Source organism: Bradyrhizobium sp. WU425, from assembly GCF_021052305.1.
GTDB classification, from domain to species: Bacteria; Pseudomonadota; Alphaproteobacteria; order Rhizobiales; family Xanthobacteraceae; genus Bradyrhizobium; species Bradyrhizobium canariense_D.
Genome location: NZ_CP088089.1, coordinates 3,090,448 through 3,106,263, shown reverse-complemented (window position 1 = coordinate 3,106,263; position 15,816 = coordinate 3,090,448). Strand labels below are relative to the sequence as shown.

At 65.0% G+C, this 15,816-nt stretch carries 13 protein-coding genes; 3 read left to right on the top strand and 10 right to left on the bottom strand.

The window, feature by feature from the left end; genetic code table 11:
- Nucleotides 1-82: 82 nt before the first annotated feature.
- The 9 genes from BcanWU425_RS14720 to flgB form a co-directional block, all read right to left on the bottom strand.
- Nucleotides 83-760 carry a lectin gene (locus BcanWU425_RS14720; RefSeq protein ID WP_204511679.1) on the bottom strand — a complete coding sequence of 226 codons (678 nt, stop codon included), beginning with the start codon at nt 758-760 and terminating at the stop codon, nt 83-85.
- A 141-nt stretch (nt 761-901) separates the two neighbouring features.
- On the bottom strand, nt 902-1,909 hold the full coding sequence (locus BcanWU425_RS14715; protein WP_085384322.1) for a Tim44 domain-containing protein: 1,008 nt from the start codon (nt 1,907-1,909) through the stop codon (nt 902-904).
- A 205-nt stretch (nt 1,910-2,114) separates the two neighbouring features.
- A complete protein-coding gene (cckA, locus tag BcanWU425_RS14710) occupies nt 2,115-4,697 on the bottom strand; it encodes a cell cycle histidine kinase CckA (RefSeq protein ID WP_204511680.1) in 2,583 nt (860 codons plus the stop codon).
- A gap of 155 nt (nt 4,698-4,852) precedes the next feature.
- Nucleotides 4,853-5,932, bottom strand: coding sequence for a flagellar biosynthesis protein FlhB (gene flhB / locus BcanWU425_RS14705; protein WP_204511681.1), 1,080 nt, complete (start codon nt 5,930-5,932; stop codon nt 4,853-4,855).
- Nucleotides 5,933-5,943: 11 nt separating this feature from the next.
- Nucleotides 5,944-6,714 carry a flagellar biosynthetic protein FliR gene (gene fliR, locus BcanWU425_RS14700; RefSeq protein WP_204511682.1) on the bottom strand — a complete coding sequence of 257 codons (771 nt, stop codon included), beginning with the start codon at nt 6,712-6,714 and terminating at the stop codon, nt 5,944-5,946.
- A 17-nt stretch (nt 6,715-6,731) separates the two neighbouring features.
- Nucleotides 6,732-6,995 carry a flagellar biosynthesis protein FliQ gene (gene fliQ / locus BcanWU425_RS14695; RefSeq protein WP_007612284.1) on the bottom strand — a complete coding sequence of 88 codons (264 nt, stop codon included), beginning with the start codon at nt 6,993-6,995 and terminating at the stop codon, nt 6,732-6,734.
- Nucleotides 6,996-7,058: 63 nt separating this feature from the next.
- A complete protein-coding gene (gene fliE, locus BcanWU425_RS14690) occupies nt 7,059-7,367 on the bottom strand; it encodes a flagellar hook-basal body complex protein FliE (RefSeq protein WP_007612285.1) in 309 nt (102 codons plus the stop codon).
- Between the two features lie 16 nt (nt 7,368-7,383).
- Nucleotides 7,384-7,809 carry a flagellar basal body rod protein FlgC gene (gene flgC / locus BcanWU425_RS14685; RefSeq protein ID WP_007602149.1) on the bottom strand — a complete coding sequence of 142 codons (426 nt, stop codon included), beginning with the start codon at nt 7,807-7,809 and terminating at the stop codon, nt 7,384-7,386.
- 18 nt (nt 7,810-7,827) lie between these two features.
- On the bottom strand, nt 7,828-8,232 hold the full coding sequence (gene flgB, locus BcanWU425_RS14680) for a flagellar basal body rod protein FlgB (RefSeq protein ID WP_204511683.1): 405 nt from the start codon (nt 8,230-8,232) through the stop codon (nt 7,828-7,830).
- Between the two features lie 345 nt (nt 8,233-8,577).
- On the opposite strand from flgB, the gene BcanWU425_RS14675 reads away from it, so the two are divergent.
- The 3 genes from BcanWU425_RS14675 (at nt 8,578) to BcanWU425_RS14665 (ending at nt 11,719) form a co-directional block, all read left to right on the top strand.
- Nucleotides 8,578-9,558 carry a flagellar biosynthetic protein FliO gene (locus tag BcanWU425_RS14675; protein ID WP_204511684.1) on the top strand — a complete coding sequence of 327 codons (981 nt, stop codon included), beginning with the start codon at nt 8,578-8,580 and terminating at the stop codon, nt 9,556-9,558.
- Entirely contained in the window at nt 9,555-10,316 is a 762-nt protein-coding gene (gene fliP / locus BcanWU425_RS14670) for a flagellar type III secretion system pore protein FliP (RefSeq protein ID WP_026233171.1), read from the top strand. Before BcanWU425_RS14675 ends, fliP begins: the two co-directional genes overlap by 4 nt.
- A 197-nt stretch (nt 10,317-10,513) precedes the next feature.
- Nucleotides 10,514-11,719 carry a multidrug effflux MFS transporter gene (locus tag BcanWU425_RS14665; RefSeq protein WP_204511686.1) on the top strand — a complete coding sequence of 402 codons (1,206 nt, stop codon included), beginning with the start codon at nt 10,514-10,516 and terminating at the stop codon, nt 11,717-11,719.
- A gap of 276 nt (nt 11,720-11,995) precedes the next feature.
- On the opposite strand, the gene BcanWU425_RS14660 is transcribed toward BcanWU425_RS14665, so the two are convergent.
- Nucleotides 11,996-15,742, bottom strand: coding sequence for a hypothetical protein (locus BcanWU425_RS14660; RefSeq protein ID WP_085384336.1), 3,747 nt, complete (start codon nt 15,740-15,742; stop codon nt 11,996-11,998).
- Nucleotides 15,743-15,816: the final 74 nt, after the last annotated feature.

Below are 15,816 nucleotides of genomic sequence, written 5' to 3'. Positions count from 1 at the left end.
AGCGCAGCGAAGCAATCCAGACTGTCACCCTGGAGGGACTCTGGATTGCTTCGTCGCTGCGCTCCTCGCAATGACGGAAGCCTCAATTCGACGCGAAGCAATACAGCAGGCCGTCGCCGCCGGTGCTCTTCAGATCGGCCTGCGAGCAGCCGCCGTCGGGTCCGCGCGAGGGGTGTGCGGTGTTCCAGGATTTGACCGTCGGGTTGGTCGCAGGGCCGTTGATGTCGGAGTGGCCGAGCATCGCCGCGCCTTGCGTACTCGACGTCCAGTTTTTGCAGGTGCGGTCGTCGGGACCCGCAAACGCGGTGCCGTCGGACTGCGATCCCGTGAGAATGTCGTGCCGGTTAGGCTGGTCGCCATAGCCGTTTACAATCTCGCCCTTCTCGGTCAGCGCTGTCTCCTTGCTGATCTTGTTGGCGCTGTGCAAATCGGCCACGTCCTTGGCGATTTCCACGCCCTTAGCGTTCTGCCACGGTCCCTTGCCGATGCGATCACGCGCGTTGACGGCCGGCTTGCCGTCGGCGGCCTGCGTGGAGAGATAAGCGCGCCAGGTCTTACTGCCGGCGCCGCCGGCCTGGGCTAGCTTCTGGCACTGCGCATCGGCGCCCTCCAGGCCGCCGAGATCGGCGCCTTTGCCAGGACCGTTGGAAGTCACGAAGAACGTCATGTCGGCCGACTGCGCCTGCGCCGATGGCGCCGCAAGCAAGGCCGCGGCGAGCGCGAGGCCTAAAATCGTCACGGATCTCTCAATGCGGATCATCCTGTCCTCCATTTGTGGTGTCGTTGGCCGCCAGATTTCAACCCGACGCAGGCCCGCTTATTCCGATGCCGCGATGCGAGGCGCCCAAAGAAAAAGGCGCCGTGCAAGAAGCACGACGCCTTGTTCTCATGTCGTCTGTGGTCAGTTGGTCTGCTGGATCGCCGACAGTTCCCAGGCGCCGCCCGGACGTCGGGCAAAGGTCCAGACTTCGGTGGCCTCGCCCGGCTGCTCGCTGCCGGCGACAATTGCGCCGGTATTGCGGTCGAGCGTCTTGTCAGTCAGCGCGAAGCGCAGCGCCACCGTCGCGTAATCGGTCTCGCCTTCGCGCCAGGATTCCGCGAGGTCGCCCTGCAACAGCTTCACGTCGCTGACCTTGTTGACGACGTTGCGTGCGCGGTTCTGGCCGAGGTCCTGCTCGAAATAGGAGACCATTTCCGGCGTCGCGAGCGTGTGCAGCTTGGCCACGTCCTCGTTGGACCAGGCGGACTGGACGTCGCCGAGCAGGCGCTCGAACGCCTCATAGTCGTCCGGCTTGATCTCGAGCGGCGCGTTGTTGTTGGCGCCGAAGCCGAAGCCGCCGCCAAGACCACCACCAAGACCACTACGGTTGTTCGCCTGCGGTCCGGGACCGGCACTGGCGTCAGCATTGGCATAGGCCGCCTGCGGGGTGTGGCGGCGCTGCCACCAGGACATCGCCAGCCGAACCACGACCACCACGAGTACGATCTGGATGATCAGGCCGATGATCGACGACAGGCCACCGAGGCCGCCGAACAGGCCACCGCCGAACAGCATGCCGAGCAGGCCCGCGCCGAGGAAGCCGGCCGCAAGGCCGCCCATGAAGCCGCCGGCCCGGCCGAACAGGCCGCCGCGCGCGGGCGCAGCTGCGGCCGAATTCATGCCTGCACCCGGCTGGGTGTAGGTGCGGTTGAACTGCGAGGTCGAGCCTGGCGCGGTCGTGGTTGACGGCGGGGCCGAATAGGTGCGCGAACCGCGCGAACCCGACGACATGCCGCCACCGACGCGCGCGTCGGCGGACGAGATCGCCAGCGCAGTCGGCAGCGCAAGCGCCAGCACGACGGCAATCGTCTTGAAGAGACTGCGGGAGCGTTGCGAGAAATTCATGTTGGTTTCCCAGATCCCCGGCATGGGGACGTGCCCCTAAGATGGGCAGCCTTCCGTAAAAAGGAAGCCACTATCGGAACGTGTGACTGCGGCCCTCAGTCGCGGGGATGTGGCAAAAGCCCATCTTTGGCGGCAGCTTGGCCGGGTATGCGAAGGCGCCGCGGTCGCGGGTTACCGGTGGCTTTTGCGACGGGAATTCCGCTTTTCCGTCGTCATTGCGTTGAGGCCCTCACCCCGCCTTCGCCATCGTCTCCTTCACGGCCGCCACGAGCTGGCTCAGCGTGAACGGCTTGGGCAGGAAGTCGAACTGCTGACCTTCGGGCAGGCTCTTCTCGAATGCGTCTTCCGCGTAGCCGGAGACGAAGATGAACTTGATGTCGGGGTTCTTCTCGCGCATCGCCTTGAGCAGCGTCGGGCCGTCCATCTCCGGCATCACGACGTCGGACACGACGAGATCGATTCCGCCACTCTGCTCTTCCAGCACCTCCAGCGCCTCGACGCCGTTCTCGGCCTCGACCACGGTGTAGCCGCGCGAGCGCAGGCCGCGTGCGTTGAGCGCGCGCAGACCCTCCTCGTCCTCGACCAGGAGGATGGTGCCTTGTCCGGTGAGATCGGTGCGGGGCTTGGCGTCCGCCGCGGTCCCGGCGTCCTTCGCGGCACCATTGCTGGCGCCCACGACCGGCGCCGGCTGCTCGACCTGCACCTCCGCCTCGGCATGATGGCGCGGCAGGAATATCTGGAACGAGGTGCCCTGCCCCGGCTCGGAGTCCACGTAAATGAAGCCACCGGTCTGCTTTACGATGCCGTAGACGGTGGAGAGCCCGAGGCCGGTGCCCTTGCCGACTTCCTTGGTCGAGAAGAACGGCTCGAAGATCTTGTCGCGGATATCGGCGGGGATGCCGGTACCGGTGTCGGCGACCTCGATCCGCACGTAGTCCGCTGCCGGCATGCCTTTGTAGGCCAGCCTGGCCGCTTCTTCGGTGGTGACGTTGGCGGTGCGGATGATCAGCTTGCCGCCGTCGGGCATGGCGTCGCGCGCGTTGACCGCGAGGTTGACGATGACCTGCTCGAACTGGGAGACGTCGACCTTGACCGGCCAGAGATCGCGGCCGTGGATGGTCTCGTGCTTGACCTTCTCGCCGATCAGGCGGCGCAGCAGCATGGCGAGATCGGAGAGCGCATCGCCGAGGTCGAGCACCTGCGGCCGCAGCGTCTGCCGGCGCGAGAACGCCAGCAATTGCCGCACCAGCGTGGCTGCCCGCGTCGCATTCTGCTTGATCTGCATGATGTCCTGGAACGACGGGTCGGTCGGCTTGTGCGCGTTCAGCAGGAAGTCGTTCGCCATCATGATGGCGGAGAGCACGTTGTTGAAGTCGTGGGCGATGCCGCCGGCGAGCTGGCCGACAGTCTCCATCTTCTGCGACTGGTTGATCTGGTTCTCCAGCGCGCGCCGCTCGGTGGTCTCGAGCATGTGCACGATGGCGGCTTCCGCGTCGTTCTCGGCCGCGTCCACCGGCGTGACGAAGAACTGGCCCCAGCGCTCTTTGGTTCCTTCGAGCGCCACTTCGACCGGCGCGACGTCGGCCTGGCCCTCCGAGGCCTGGTTGATAGCCGCGATCAAGAGATGCCGGTCGCGCGAATTGACCGCGCGGAAGATCGACTTGCTGGCGCTGTCGAGCCCCAGCGCCTGCCCGAGCTTGGCGTAGCGCGCATTGGCGCGCACGACATTGCCGCCGCGGTCGACCGTCGCGATCGCCATCGGGGTATGGTCGAAGAAGCGCATGAACCGCACTTCGGCGGCGCGGTCCGGATCGCTGCGCTCGTCGCGAGCACGGCTGATCACCAGCGTGCGCGACGGCCCCGGCGCGCCGTCGGCGCCGAAGGCGAGCTTGTGATAGAGCCGCACCGGCATGGTCTTGCCGGTGCGCATGCGCAGGTCGATATCAAAGACTTCCGTCTTGACCTCGCCCGGCACCGCCACGATCGCGGTGAGCAGCGAAGCACCATCGCCGGAGACGATGTCGGTGAGCTTCAGCCCGCCCGAGCCGATCTCGGCGAGGTCGTAGTCGAGCCAATTCGCCAGCGTCGCGTTGACGTAAGCGAGTTCGCCGGCCGGATTGACCGAGAAGAAACCGCAGGGCGCGTGATCGAGATATTCGATCGCGTGCTGGAGTTCCTGGAACACGTCCTCCTGGCGCTCGCGATCGCGGGTAATGTCGGCGATCGACCACACCGCGTATCTCGTCTCGCGCTTGCCGGTGCCGAGGGGCCGCACCCGCATGCGCAGCCAGCGGCCCTGGCTGCCGTCATGGCCGGAGATGCGCACCTCTTCCTGCTGCCGCTTGCCTTCGCGCGCGGCTTTCAACAGGCGGAACACCGCTTCGGAGACGTCGGGGTTGCCGATGAAAACGCGTTCCACGGGGCGCACGTCCTGTGGCCCGGCGGCGCCGGTCAGCGTCAGATAGGCCGCATTGGAATAGACCACATGGCCGCGCGGGTCGGTCACGGCGAGGCCATCGAAGGCGTGGTCGGCGATGCGCCCCATCACGGGATCGTCGAGATTGCGGTCGACGAAGCGGATGATGCCGGCGGCGAAGGCGAACAGGTTGAACAGGCCGACCATCGCCAGCACGGCGAGGATACCGAGGATATAGGGCTGGGCCTGCGCGCGCCCGAGCGTCATCAACCCGACGGCAACGGCGACGAGGCCGGCGGCCACCAGCAGCACCAGCGCAATGCTGCCCGAGCGCGGCGACGGCTCGTGCGCCGCAACGGGCTCGCGTGTGAGGTCGTGGTCGGTCTCGGCAGTCATCTCAAGCTGGCACAAGCCTGTCGGCAGAGAATCAACGCGCTACAGGGCGCGCAGGGTCCTCCCTGCCTGAATCGGACCCGCAGGCGCAAGGGCAGCAGGGGCGAAAGGTACGCTGATTCCCAGATTACGGCCATTTCCGGTACTTTTCAGGGGTTTTATTGCCGGGTGGCACCGAATCCGCTCTTTAGACGCATGACGTAGCCGATGACTTCGGCGACCGCATGGTAGTGCTCGGTCGGGATTTCCTCGTCGATCTCGACGGTGGCGTAGAGCGCGCGGGCGAGCGGCACGTTCTCGACGATCGGGATGTCGTGCTCGCGCGCGATCTCCCGGATCTTGAAAGCGAGGTTGTCGACGCCCTTGGCGACGCAGATCGGCGCCGACATGCCGCGCTCGTAGGACAACGCGATCGAATAGTGGGTCGGGTTGGTGATGATCACCGAGGCCTTGGGAACCGCCGCCATCATGCGCTTCTTGGAGCGCTGCTGGCGCAGTTGCCTGAGCTTGCCCTTGATGTGCGGGTCGCCTTCGGACTGCTTGTACTCTTCCTTGATCTCCTGGAGCGACATCTTCTGCCGCTGGAACCAGCTGCGATACTGGAAGAAATAGTCGCCGATGGCGATGATCGCGAGCGCCGCGACCACCGCGGCGAGCAGATGAATGGTCAGGCTGGTGGAGGCGCCGAGCAGGGAGGCCGGATCGAGCCTGACCATCGCCTCCATGCGATGCCGCTCCGGCCACAGGATCACGGTCATGACCGCGCCGAGCACGATCAGCTTGCCGAGACCCTTGAGGAAGTTCGCCGCCGCTTGCTTGCCGAAGATGCGCTTGAGGCCTTCGGCAGGCGACAGCTTGCTGAACTTGGGCTTGAGGGATTCGGCCGACCAGACCAGGCGGTGCTGCAGCACGTTGCCGGCAATTGCCGCCAGCACCAGCATCAGTAGCGGCACGCCCACCGCCGCCAGCACCGCGACTTCGATCTGCTGCATCAGGGCGAGCAGAGCCCTGCCGTCGGTCTTGATCATCCAGGAATTGGCGAGCAGGTTGCGCATCGGCGCCAGCAGTCCGCTGCCAACCGATCCCGAGAAGCTCGAGACGACGAGCGTGGCGCCCGCGATCATGAACCAGGTGTTGATCTCCTGGCTCTTGGCGACGTCACCGCGTTCGAGCGCCTCTTCGAGACGTTTTTGCGTCGGGTCTTCTGTTTGACTCTCTGGATCGTTGTCTTCCGCCATCGATCACCCGGTCACTTGAGTGGCATCATCTGGTGCATGACACCGATGAAGTAGTCGAGAAAGGTGCCCATCATCGCCGTGAGCACGACGGCAAGCACCAGGAAGCCGGCGAAGATCGACAGCGGCACGCCGACGAAATAGACCTGCATCTGCGGCATCAGCCGCGCCAGCACGCCGAGCCCGATGTTGAAGATGAGGCCGAACACCAGGAACGGTCCGGAAAGTTGCAAGCCCAGGCGGAACGCGGCGGCAAAGGCGCGCGTCGCCAGTGCGGCGACATCGCCGCTCGACACGGTCTCGCCCGGCGCGAAGATCGTGTAGCTGTCGTTCAGCGCCGCGATCACCAGATGATGGCTGTCGGTGGCGAACAGCAATGTCACCCCCAGTATCGTCAGGAAGTTGCCGACCAGCACGCCCTGCTGTCCCTGAGTCGGATCGACCGAAGTGACGAAGCCGAGCCCCATCTGCTGCGCGATCACGGCACCGGCAACCTGCAGCGCCGACAACGTCACCCGCGCGGTCGCTCCCAGCACGATGCCGATCACGATCTCATGCAGCATCAGGACCAGCAGCGGCGCGATCGAGCCCATGTCGACCTGATAGGCATTGCGATGCAGCGGCAGGATGATCAGCGTGAGCAGCAGCGCGATCGACAATTTGATCCGTGTCGGGATATTGGTCTCGCCCAGGCCCGGCAACAGCATCACCATCGCGCCGACCCGGGCAAAGGCGAGCATGAAGGAGGCGGCAAGCGCCGGCAGCAGCGAGACGTCGATGCGCATGATAGGCGCATAGTGCCTCAGCCGCCGATGATTCGCGACGATATCCGCAGCATGTGGGAATGCAGTGCGTCTGCCATGAATGGCAAGGCCAACAGCATTGTGGCAAAGATGGCCAGGATTTTCGGCACGTAGATCAGCGTCTGCTCCTGGATCTGCGTCAGCGCCTGGAACAGCGACACGACGACGCCGACCACGAGGCCGACCACCATCAGGGGCGACGACACGATCACGATCGTCCAGATCGCATCACGCGCGACGTCGAGGGTTTCCGGTCCGGTCATTTCGCAGTTCCTTTATTCAACTCTCATCCCCACCTCTTGATGAGGACACACGAACCAGAGCAATCAGATCGGCATCTTCATGATGTCTTCATAGGCCGCGATCACGCGGTCGCGGACCGAGACCAGCGTGGACACGGCGACGTCGGTATCTGCGACCGCCGTCACCACATCCATCACATTGGCCTTGCCGGCGGCCATCGCCACCGTCTGCGCATCAGATTTGCGGCCGGATTCCAGGACGCTGCCGACAGTGTCTTTCAGAAGAGAAGCGAAGGACTGCCCGCTCGGCTCGCTGCCCTTGCCGGCACCGCTGTTCTCCAGCACGCGAGCGAGGTTTGCATAGGCGTTGGCGGCAATTGTCGGTGTTGCCATGGTTCAAATGTCCTGTTCAGCTCTTGAGGATGTCGAGGGTGCGCTGGATCATCCGGCGCGTCGCGCTGATGATGTTGAGGTTGGCCTCGTACGACCGCTGCGCGTCGCGCATGTCGGTCATCTCGACCACCGAGTTCACGTTGGGATATTTGACGTTACCGGTCGCATCCGCCGCCGGATTGTTCGGCTCGTATTTGGTGCGGAAATTGGACTGGTCGGGCTTGATCCTGCCGAGGGTGACGACCTGCGCGTCGAGTGTACGGTCGAGCGCCGAGGAGAACGTCGGCACCTTGCGCCGGTAAGGATCGCCGCCGGCGGTCTGCGAGGTCGAATCCGCGTTTGCGATGTTCTCCGAGATCACCCGCATGCGCCCGGCCTGCGCCCGCAGACCGGAGGTCGCGATCGCCATCGAACGGGCAAAGTCGCTGCTGTCATTCGCCATGATGCGCTTCCTCTAGCTCTAGCCTTTGCCGATCGCGGTCTTGAGCAGGTGCAGGCTCTTCGAATAGAGCGAGGTCGCCGCCGCATAGTCCATCTGGTTGCTGGCGGCCTTCATCATCTCCTCTTCGAGATTGACGGCGTTGCCCGCGGGGCGGGTCTCAAAACCCGCATTCTTGTTCTGGTCGAATCCGGAGGCCGCGCCTGACGGCGCCATGTGGGAACCGCTGGTGCGGGTGAGCGCCAAGGGACCCATCGAACCCGTCACGGCGCCGCTCTTGTCCAGCTTCGGCTCGACCAGGTCGCGCGGCCGGAATTTGGGCGTGTCGGAATTGGAGACGTTTTCGGACAGGACGCGCTGGCGCTCCTGGTGCCATTGCATCTTGGTGCGAAGCGCCGAAAGCACCGGAAGATCGTTGATGGACATCGTTGCGGCTCCTTCCGCCTCTCGGACCAGGTCCGAAGCTAGGCAGAATTTGCCGCCTGTATGGTTAACAGCCGGTTAAGGAGGTCGCAGGCAGTTGCCCCGGCGGGACACCACTGCGCGTGCCCCGTGATTCTACGCCTCCAAAAGCGGCATTAACCCAACCGCTTGGCGGCGCATTCACAGGTCAAGAAGTCGTTTTGGATCGAGCGATTCATGGGTTATTAAGAGTTGGGGACGGCAAAACTTGCCGTGGGACGTTAAGAAATCGCAGTTTGGGCAACGTAAGCCGGTGGTTGGCGCATCTGACCACTGGCCCGAGACAAGCGCCATTTGTCGGGGACAAGTATGCAAGGCAGCCCTATCACCTTCATCGTCGCGTTCATCGTCGTTCTGGCGTTGATCGGCGTCGCTGCATGGCTGGTTCGCCGATTCGCCACCAGCCGGCTTGGCGCAAACACCCAGCGCGGCCGGATGCCCCGGCTGGCCGTGATCGATGCCGCCGCGGTCGACGGTCGCCGCCGTCTGGTGCTGGTCCGGCGTGACAATGTCGAGCATCTTCTGATGATCGGTGGCCCCACCGACATCGTCGTCGAACCCAACATCGTGCGCGCAGCACCCAGCCGCGACCAGCTCCCGCAGCGTTCCAATGCCGCCGAGCCGCCGCGTCTTGCGCCGATGCATGATACCAGCAGCTGGGCCGACGAAGCACCGCGGCCCGAGCTGCTCGATCATCCCGAGCCGCAAATGCCCGAGCCGCCACCGCGGCCCGCGCGTCCCTCCTTCGCCGACGAAGTGCGCCGGCCCGCTCCCGGGCTGGCCGAACGCCGCAACGAGCCGCCACTGGCCGGCTTCACCTCCGAGCCGCTCGCGCCGCGCCCCGAGCGCGAGCCGCGTCCCGAACCTATTCCGCCGCGCGTTGCGCGCAACGAACCCCCTCTGATGCCGCGCCCGCCCCGCCAGAGCGAGCCGGTAAAGGCGCCTCCGGTGCGCTCCGAGCGCGTAGCCGCGCCTCCTCCGCCTGTGCCGCAGGCTCCGCCCGTTCCGCCGCCGGCGTCCGCTCCTGGGGGGCCATCGAGCGCCGAGCAGAATCTCGCCGAGATGGCGCAGCGGCTCGAAGCTGCGCTGCGCCGCCCCGCCGGCGAGACGCTTGCCCCACCGGTCGCCCCGGAGCCCCCGGAGCCCCCGGCCGCTCCTCCGCGTGTGGCCCGCAGCGAGCCGCCGGCGCCACCGGCACCTGCCGCAAAGCCGGCTCCGGAAAAGACCAGCTTTGAAAATCTCGAAGACGAGATGGCCTCGTTGCTCGGCCGTCCGAAGCCGTCTTCGTGAGGCTGCCGGCCCTCCCGCGTAGAGTTTTTCTTCTTTCTGTCCTGATCGGCGCGGCTTCGCTCGCGATGCCGGCACATGCGCAGGACATCAGCATCAATCTCGGCGGCGGAGGCGCTGGCGGTGGCGGCGTCACCGAGCGCGCGATCCAGCTGATCGCGCTGCTCACGGTGCTGTCGATCGCCCCGTCGATCCTGATCATGATGACGTCGTTCACGCGCATCGTGGTCGTGCTGTCGCTGCTGCGCACCGCAATGGGCACCGCGACCGCCCCGCCGAACTCGGTGATCATCGCGCTGGCGATGTTCCTCACCTTCTTCGTGATGGGACCCGTCCTGCAAAAATCCTACGACGAAGGCATCCGTCCGCTGGTCGCCAATCAGCTCGGCGTCGAGGACGCGCTCCAGCGCGCCTCCGTCCCCCTGCGCGGCTTCATGCAGAAGAACGTCCGCGAGAAGGACCTCAAGCTGTTCCTGGATCTCTCCGGCGAGCCGCCGCCGGCAACCCCCGACGATCTAGGCTTACGCATCCTCGTCCCCGCCTTCATGATCTCGGAGCTGAAGCGCGCCTTCGAGATCGGCTTTCTGCTGTTCCTTCCCTTCCTGATCATCGACCTCGTCGTCGCGTCCGTGCTGATGTCGATGGGCATGATGATGCTGCCGCCGGCAACGATCTCGCTGCCGTTCAAGCTGATCTTCTTCGTGCTGGTCGACGGCTGGTCGCTGGTGGCAGGCAGTCTGGTGCAGAGTTACGGGGGGTAGCGGTCCTGGGCAGCGGTCAGCGACCCCATCCTCTCTAGCCCGATGCTTGTAGGCGTGCACTTGAGCTTACCAGCGCAAGACGGAAGCCTGCCATCGTCAGCGCGTTCGGCGGCTCGTGACATATCGGAATATGCTCAGGTTGCGCATTCAATGGGTCATTGATATGATGGTCATCATCCCTAGATCCGAAGCGGCTTATGACCAGCAACGTCGAAAACCATCTGCTCGGTCGGGTCGTGCCGCTTGGTCTTCAGGTCGCCGTTCTTGCCGCGTTGTCTGCGAGTGGCACGTTGGCCACCAACATTCTGTTGCCTTCGCTACCGAGTATCGCCGTCGCGGTAGGCGTCACCAGCGCTCAGGTAACGTCAGCTATCACCATATTCCTCGCCATGTTCGCGGTCGGACAACTCGTTGTCGGTCCGTTATCGGATCGTTTCGGCCGGCGCATACCCGTGATGATCGGGTTTGCTGTATTTTTCGCAGGTAGCATATGGTGCGCGTTAGCCAATGATTTGGCGGCACTATTGATTGGTCGCGTTGTGCAGGCCGGTGGCGCATGTGCCACGTCTGTCCTTTCGCGAGCTATCGCAAGAGATCTTTTCCAGGGCGAAAAGCTAGCGCGCGTGCTCACCTTTGTTATGGTTGCGATGGCAGCGGCGCCTGGATTCTCGCCCCTGGTCGGTGGCGCGCTGGATCATTTTTTTGGCTGGCGTTCAGCCTTTGTGTTCGTCGGAATCTTTGCCGTCGTCGCCGCTTCGGCATTTCTTGCGGCTTTCGGAGAAACGCACCACGCGCCACGCGCCGAGTTCAATTCCTCGACGATCGCAAAGAATTACTGGTCGCTATCGACTGACCGCCGTTTCGTGGTTCCTGCCGCAACTGTTAGCCTCATCTTAGGTGCGCTGTTTGCAATGTTTTCGGCGTTGCCGCGTGTCTTGATAGAAGGCCTCGACTTCACACCCATGCAACTCGGCCTGTTCTTCGCAGGCACTGTCATGATCGTCTTTAGTGCCGGCATTATCGCTACCAAAATTGTTCCGCACCTTGGTCTCGACCGATCGATTTGCATCGGTCTCGCGCTGGCCTGTGTCGGCGGCGGCATGGTGTTGCTATTCGCGCTTTTCGACGGGCGCTTTTTGCCATTTCTTGTCGGCGCATGTGTATTCCTGCTGGGCATGGGCATGGTCAATCCGCTCTGCAGCGCGCAAGCTCTTTCGCCATTCGGCGATCGCGCCGGTGCTGCCTCGGCCCTGTTAGGTTTCTGGCAGATGTTGGCCGCGGCGCTAGGCGTATCGCTTGCGGCGGTGATCGCAAGCAACCCCATGATCGGGCTTGGTCTTGTGCTAGTGCTTGCCTCGAGCTTGGGCTCGGCAATTTATCAGGTCCGGGCAAAGCTCAATTAGGCCCGTTAACGTCGCTTGCTGGCCTTAGCGGCTTCCCCTGTTTCTACGCCCTAAGATCGGTTCGCGGAGCATATGTTTCTCACAATGGACCTGGAGCCCTCAGCCGACTAGCACAGGCAAACGGGCCATGTCCGGTCTCAAAGACTGAATGGACAAGGCCTACGTCCTCGCGGACTGATCGGGTTGATGAGTACGCGGGCGATAGTCTTCGGCCCTGCCCGTCACCTGAGAGCTGGCTCACGGGTACCTGTCGCGAGGCCAAGAAGGAGCGGCGTCCTATCGCGTCATCTTGATCTGGCGCACGACGGGGATCGTGGGCAGCGAGCCGGTGTGGTCGGACTCGTCCTTGGCCTGTGGAGAGGCCGGCGCGCGGGCGGTGGCGTCGGGAAAGCGCTGCTTCATCTCGCGCAGGAAGCCGTCGAGCGTGTCGACGCTGGCAGCCAGCTTGGCGATATCGGCAAATTCGGCGCTGGAAGCGCCGGTCGGTTTGCTCGCGATGTCGAAGGCGAGCCGATCGGCGCTCTCGCTCATCAGCGGCGCATATTTCTCGCGGAAGCGCGACATGCCGATCGAGTCGTCGGCGAGCGCATAACCGACGGCGGCGCGGATGATGTCGCTTTTCTCCACCGCGTTGAGCGGCTTGAAGTCACGGAAGCGCTCGCCGTAATAGAGCTCGATCTGCTCGGCGGATTCACGCCAGCGCCGCGCCGCCCAGAAGATATCCGAGCGTAGGCGCAGCACCTCGCGGCCTGTAACGTTGGAGACGATATCGAGCGCAAGATCGTGGCGGCCGACGTCGCTCTGTGCACGCGCCTCCAGCAGCAGGCGTTGCTGCCTGAGCTCGCCTGAGAGGTCGCTGATCCGGCTCGCGCGCAACGCCGTGATCGCCATGTCGGGTCTGCGATTGGCGAGATAGATCATGGAGAGGCGCGCGGCGACTTGCGCACGCGCCGCGCCTTCGAGGCGATGGTCGACCTGGTATTGCAGGAGCTCGGCGGCCTGGTCGAGCAGATCGATCGAGGCGAGACGGTCGGCGAGGCGTCGGATCAGTTCGTCGCCGCGGCGGCCGATCGGCGTCAGCTCACGGAACTCGTAGAACATCCCGAGCGATTCGATCGGCGGCAGCTCGTCGCCCTTGGGTCCCAGGAAGAGCTGCGTAAACAGGTCGGAGGCGAGGTCTTGCGCCTGGCGCGAGGCTTCTGCGTTCGGCTGCAGCTTTGTCGCGGTGCGCGCCGCGGTGAGCGCGTCCCGGTAGCGTCCGTTCTCTGCAAACATCTGCGACAGCATCTGCAGCGTCTTGACCTCAATCGAGTCGCCGCGCCAGGTCATCGAGAGCGTTTCGAGCTCGCGCAACGCGTCTTCCTTGCCGATCTCGTCGCGCTTCTGCCGCAGCGCGACCTCGAGCTGCTTGGCCTCGGCCGCAGCCGGCCGATCGGACGAGCCGACGGCGAACTTGTAGTCGTCGAGCGCGTCCTTGTCGTGGCCGAGCGCCTCGGCAAGCCGGCCGCGCAGCACGGCAAAGCCGGGCGCGGCCTCGGGCGAGACGCCGACCACCTCGAGCTCGCTGCGGCGCTTGGAGGCGCCGGCATAGTCCTTCACCTCGAGCGAAGCGCGCATCGCCTCCATCGTCACGATGCGCTGGATGTCGAGCGGTAGCGAGGCGATGGCGAATTCGACGTTCTTGAACTTCTCGCGCGCGTCCGCCCATTTGCCTTGGCGCGCATAGGCGAGCGCTTTCCAGAGCTGGGAATCGTGGCTGTTGCCGATCACGGGGTTGGCGAGGTCCTTCAGGCCCTGCGCCGGCCGACCGATCAGGATGCTCGCGATCGCATGCATGATCAGAGCACCGCTCTCCTCCTTGTTGAGAGGATCGGCGAGCATCAATTCGGTGACGGCCTTCGCCTCGTGATACATCGCGCGCGACATGTAGAATTGCGCGAGGTCGAGCCGCGGCAGGGAACGCATCGCCGGTTCGAGGTTGGCGATCGCCGTGATCAGCTCGTTCTGGCGCGCTATGAAATTTTCCGACTGGCCCTTGCGCCAACCTTCGGGGCTGAAGACCGGCCGCACTGCGGTCGGCGCGCGCTCGGCCGAGATGTCGACCGGGGACAGCGTTAGCCCGCCCTTTTTGCCGAGGATGACCTTGTCGGCCCCGACCTCGACGCCGACCTCGTCGGAATTCGGCCGGATCGCGATGCCATGCGCGGATTCCAGCAGCGCGAGATCGACGAGGTCCTGCCGCTTGATGAAGCCGCGCACCGGCCGCTGCGCGGTGATGACATAGAGCGTGTCGCCGGCATCGGGATCGGTGAGCTTGTGCAGGAGCCCCGGATTGGCGAAGGGGATCGCGATGTTGGCGAGCGCCGGGTCGGTGATGTTGCGCGAGATCATCAGCGGCAGCGGGGTCGCCTGGATCTTGTCGGCGAGCGTCAAGAGCCAGTTGGTCTGCTTGCCGACCTCCTCGCTCGACAGCGAATAGACCAGCGGCCGGGTGAGACGGATGCGCACCGCCTGTCCCTTCTCGAGCGGGACGCGGCCGACCTCGCCGATCATCGCGCCGCCCTTGGTGCGGATCGCCTCGACGTCGATCGGCTTTGCCGTATCGAACACCAGCCAAACGGTGTCGCCGCGGCGGAACGCCGCCGCAGGGGTTGCGACCTGAAGCGGGAAAGTTACCCGCAGGCCGTCGCTGTCGCGGCGGACATCGACGCTGGCACCAGTCGGCTGCGGCGCAGCGGGCGCCTCTGCTGGCGCGGCCTTGACGGGCTCCTTGACCGGCTCTTTGGCAGCATCCTTCACGACCTCTTGAGCCGCTTCGGCCATGACCGGCTTGGCGGGCGCGACCGCAGCGTCTGCAACTGGCGCGACAGACTTCGAAACTTCCTTGGGCGCTTCCTTGGGCGCTTGCGCAGCGGGCGCGGCTTCGGATGCAGGAGCGGGCACCGATTTCGGCGCTTCAGCGGGCGGCATGGCGGCGGGCGCTTCCGGCTTCACCTCGGGCTTGGCATCGATCCTGGCTTCGCGCGCGATCGTCTCGGACGTCGGCGGCGCGATCTCGCGATGCGCGTCCTTGGGCTTCTCGGCCGCCGGCTTTTCAGGCGCAGGCGCCGGTCCATGAGCGGCGGGCTTGGCCTGCGCGATCGCAGCTTCCGCCGACGTGGCCATCTTGCCCTTGTCCGGCTGGAAGGAGATGTCGACGACGTAGTTCTTCTCGTCGCGGAACGAATGCACGTCGGAATCGCCGATCAGCGCGATCTCGACACTGGTCTGGTCGATGTCGGCCTTCTGCTTGATCGAGGCGACGTTCGGCGGCGCTGCGACGACCGCGTCCGCCAGATCGAAATTCAGGTTGGCGTTGAAGGCGAGCGTGAGCTTCTGTTCATTGAGCACGGAGGATACGCCGACGCCATCCGGCATCTCGAACACGAAGCGGACGAAGGTCGGCTGCACCGACGCGCGCACGCGGATCTGCGGCCGTTTCTTACTCTCCGCCGCGGCGCGCTGGGCGCGCAGCGCGCGTTCGGCGACGCGCGCGCGCTCGGCGAGTTCCTTGACCACGTCCATCGGCAAGCTCGGCGGCGGCCCCTTCCAACCCTCCGGCAAGAGGTCGATGAAGGTACGTTCGCCGGCATTCATGGTGTTGACGGTGACGCGCCGCGCCAGCGACAGGCGGATGGCGCCGCCATCGGGATCGCGGCGGGCGGAGTTGACGTAGTCGGGCGCGCCTTCCGGGACGCGATCGACGGGAACGTCGACCGCCCGGTCGAAACGGATGACGAGAATGGAGCCGGCCGTCGTAACCTCGGAGGGGACGTCCTCCCCGAGCTTGATCACGAGACGGGCAAAGCCGCCGCTGGCCGAGAAAGTCGCCTCGCCCCTGATCGCGTCGGCCGCCCGGACAGGCGCCGTGAAGCCGATCAGCAGGCTGGCTGCCAGCAGCGGCGCCGCGCGGACATGACGCGACAGCCTCCGCGCCAGGGCGCGGGCTCGCGACACAAATCCAGCGGCAGCGTCTCGCGCCATTGGCGGCATTACTTCCGGTTCGACGGTCCACGCCGGCATTGCTGCCGGCCCCTGCCCCAGACTGTAGATTTTGG

Excerpts from the sequence above, each read along its gene's own strand:
- BcanWU425_RS14720 (WP_204511679.1), bottom strand. The coding sequence starts at position 760 with ATGATCCGCATTGAGAGATCCGTGACGATTTTAGGCCTCGCGCTCGCC.
- BcanWU425_RS14715 (WP_085384322.1), bottom strand. The coding sequence starts at position 1,909 with ATGCCGGGGATCTGGGAAACCAACATGAATTTCTCGCAACGCTCCCGC.
- cckA (WP_204511680.1), bottom strand. The coding sequence starts at position 4,697 with ATGACTGCCGAGACCGACCACGACCTCACACGCGAGCCCGTTGCGGCG.
- flhB (WP_204511681.1), bottom strand. The coding sequence starts at position 5,932 with ATGGCGGAAGACAACGATCCAGAGAGTCAAACAGAAGACCCGACGCAA.
- fliR (WP_204511682.1), bottom strand. The coding sequence starts at position 6,714 with ATGCGCATCGACGTCTCGCTGCTGCCGGCGCTTGCCGCCTCCTTCATG.
- fliQ (WP_007612284.1), bottom strand. The coding sequence starts at position 6,995 with ATGACCGGACCGGAAACCCTCGACGTCGCGCGTGATGCGATCTGGACG.
- fliE (WP_007612285.1), bottom strand. The coding sequence starts at position 7,367 with ATGGCAACACCGACAATTGCCGCCAACGCCTATGCAAACCTCGCTCGC.
- flgC (WP_007602149.1), bottom strand. The coding sequence starts at position 7,809 with ATGGCGAATGACAGCAGCGACTTTGCCCGTTCGATGGCGATCGCGACC.
- flgB (WP_204511683.1), bottom strand. The coding sequence starts at position 8,232 with ATGTCCATCAACGATCTTCCGGTGCTTTCGGCGCTTCGCACCAAGATG.
- BcanWU425_RS14675 (WP_204511684.1), top strand. The coding sequence starts at position 8,578 with ATGCAAGGCAGCCCTATCACCTTCATCGTCGCGTTCATCGTCGTTCTG.
- BcanWU425_RS14665 (WP_204511686.1), top strand. The coding sequence starts at position 10,514 with ATGACCAGCAACGTCGAAAACCATCTGCTCGGTCGGGTCGTGCCGCTT.
- BcanWU425_RS14660 (WP_085384336.1), bottom strand. The coding sequence starts at position 15,742 with ATGGCGCGAGACGCTGCCGCTGGATTTGTGTCGCGAGCCCGCGCCCTG.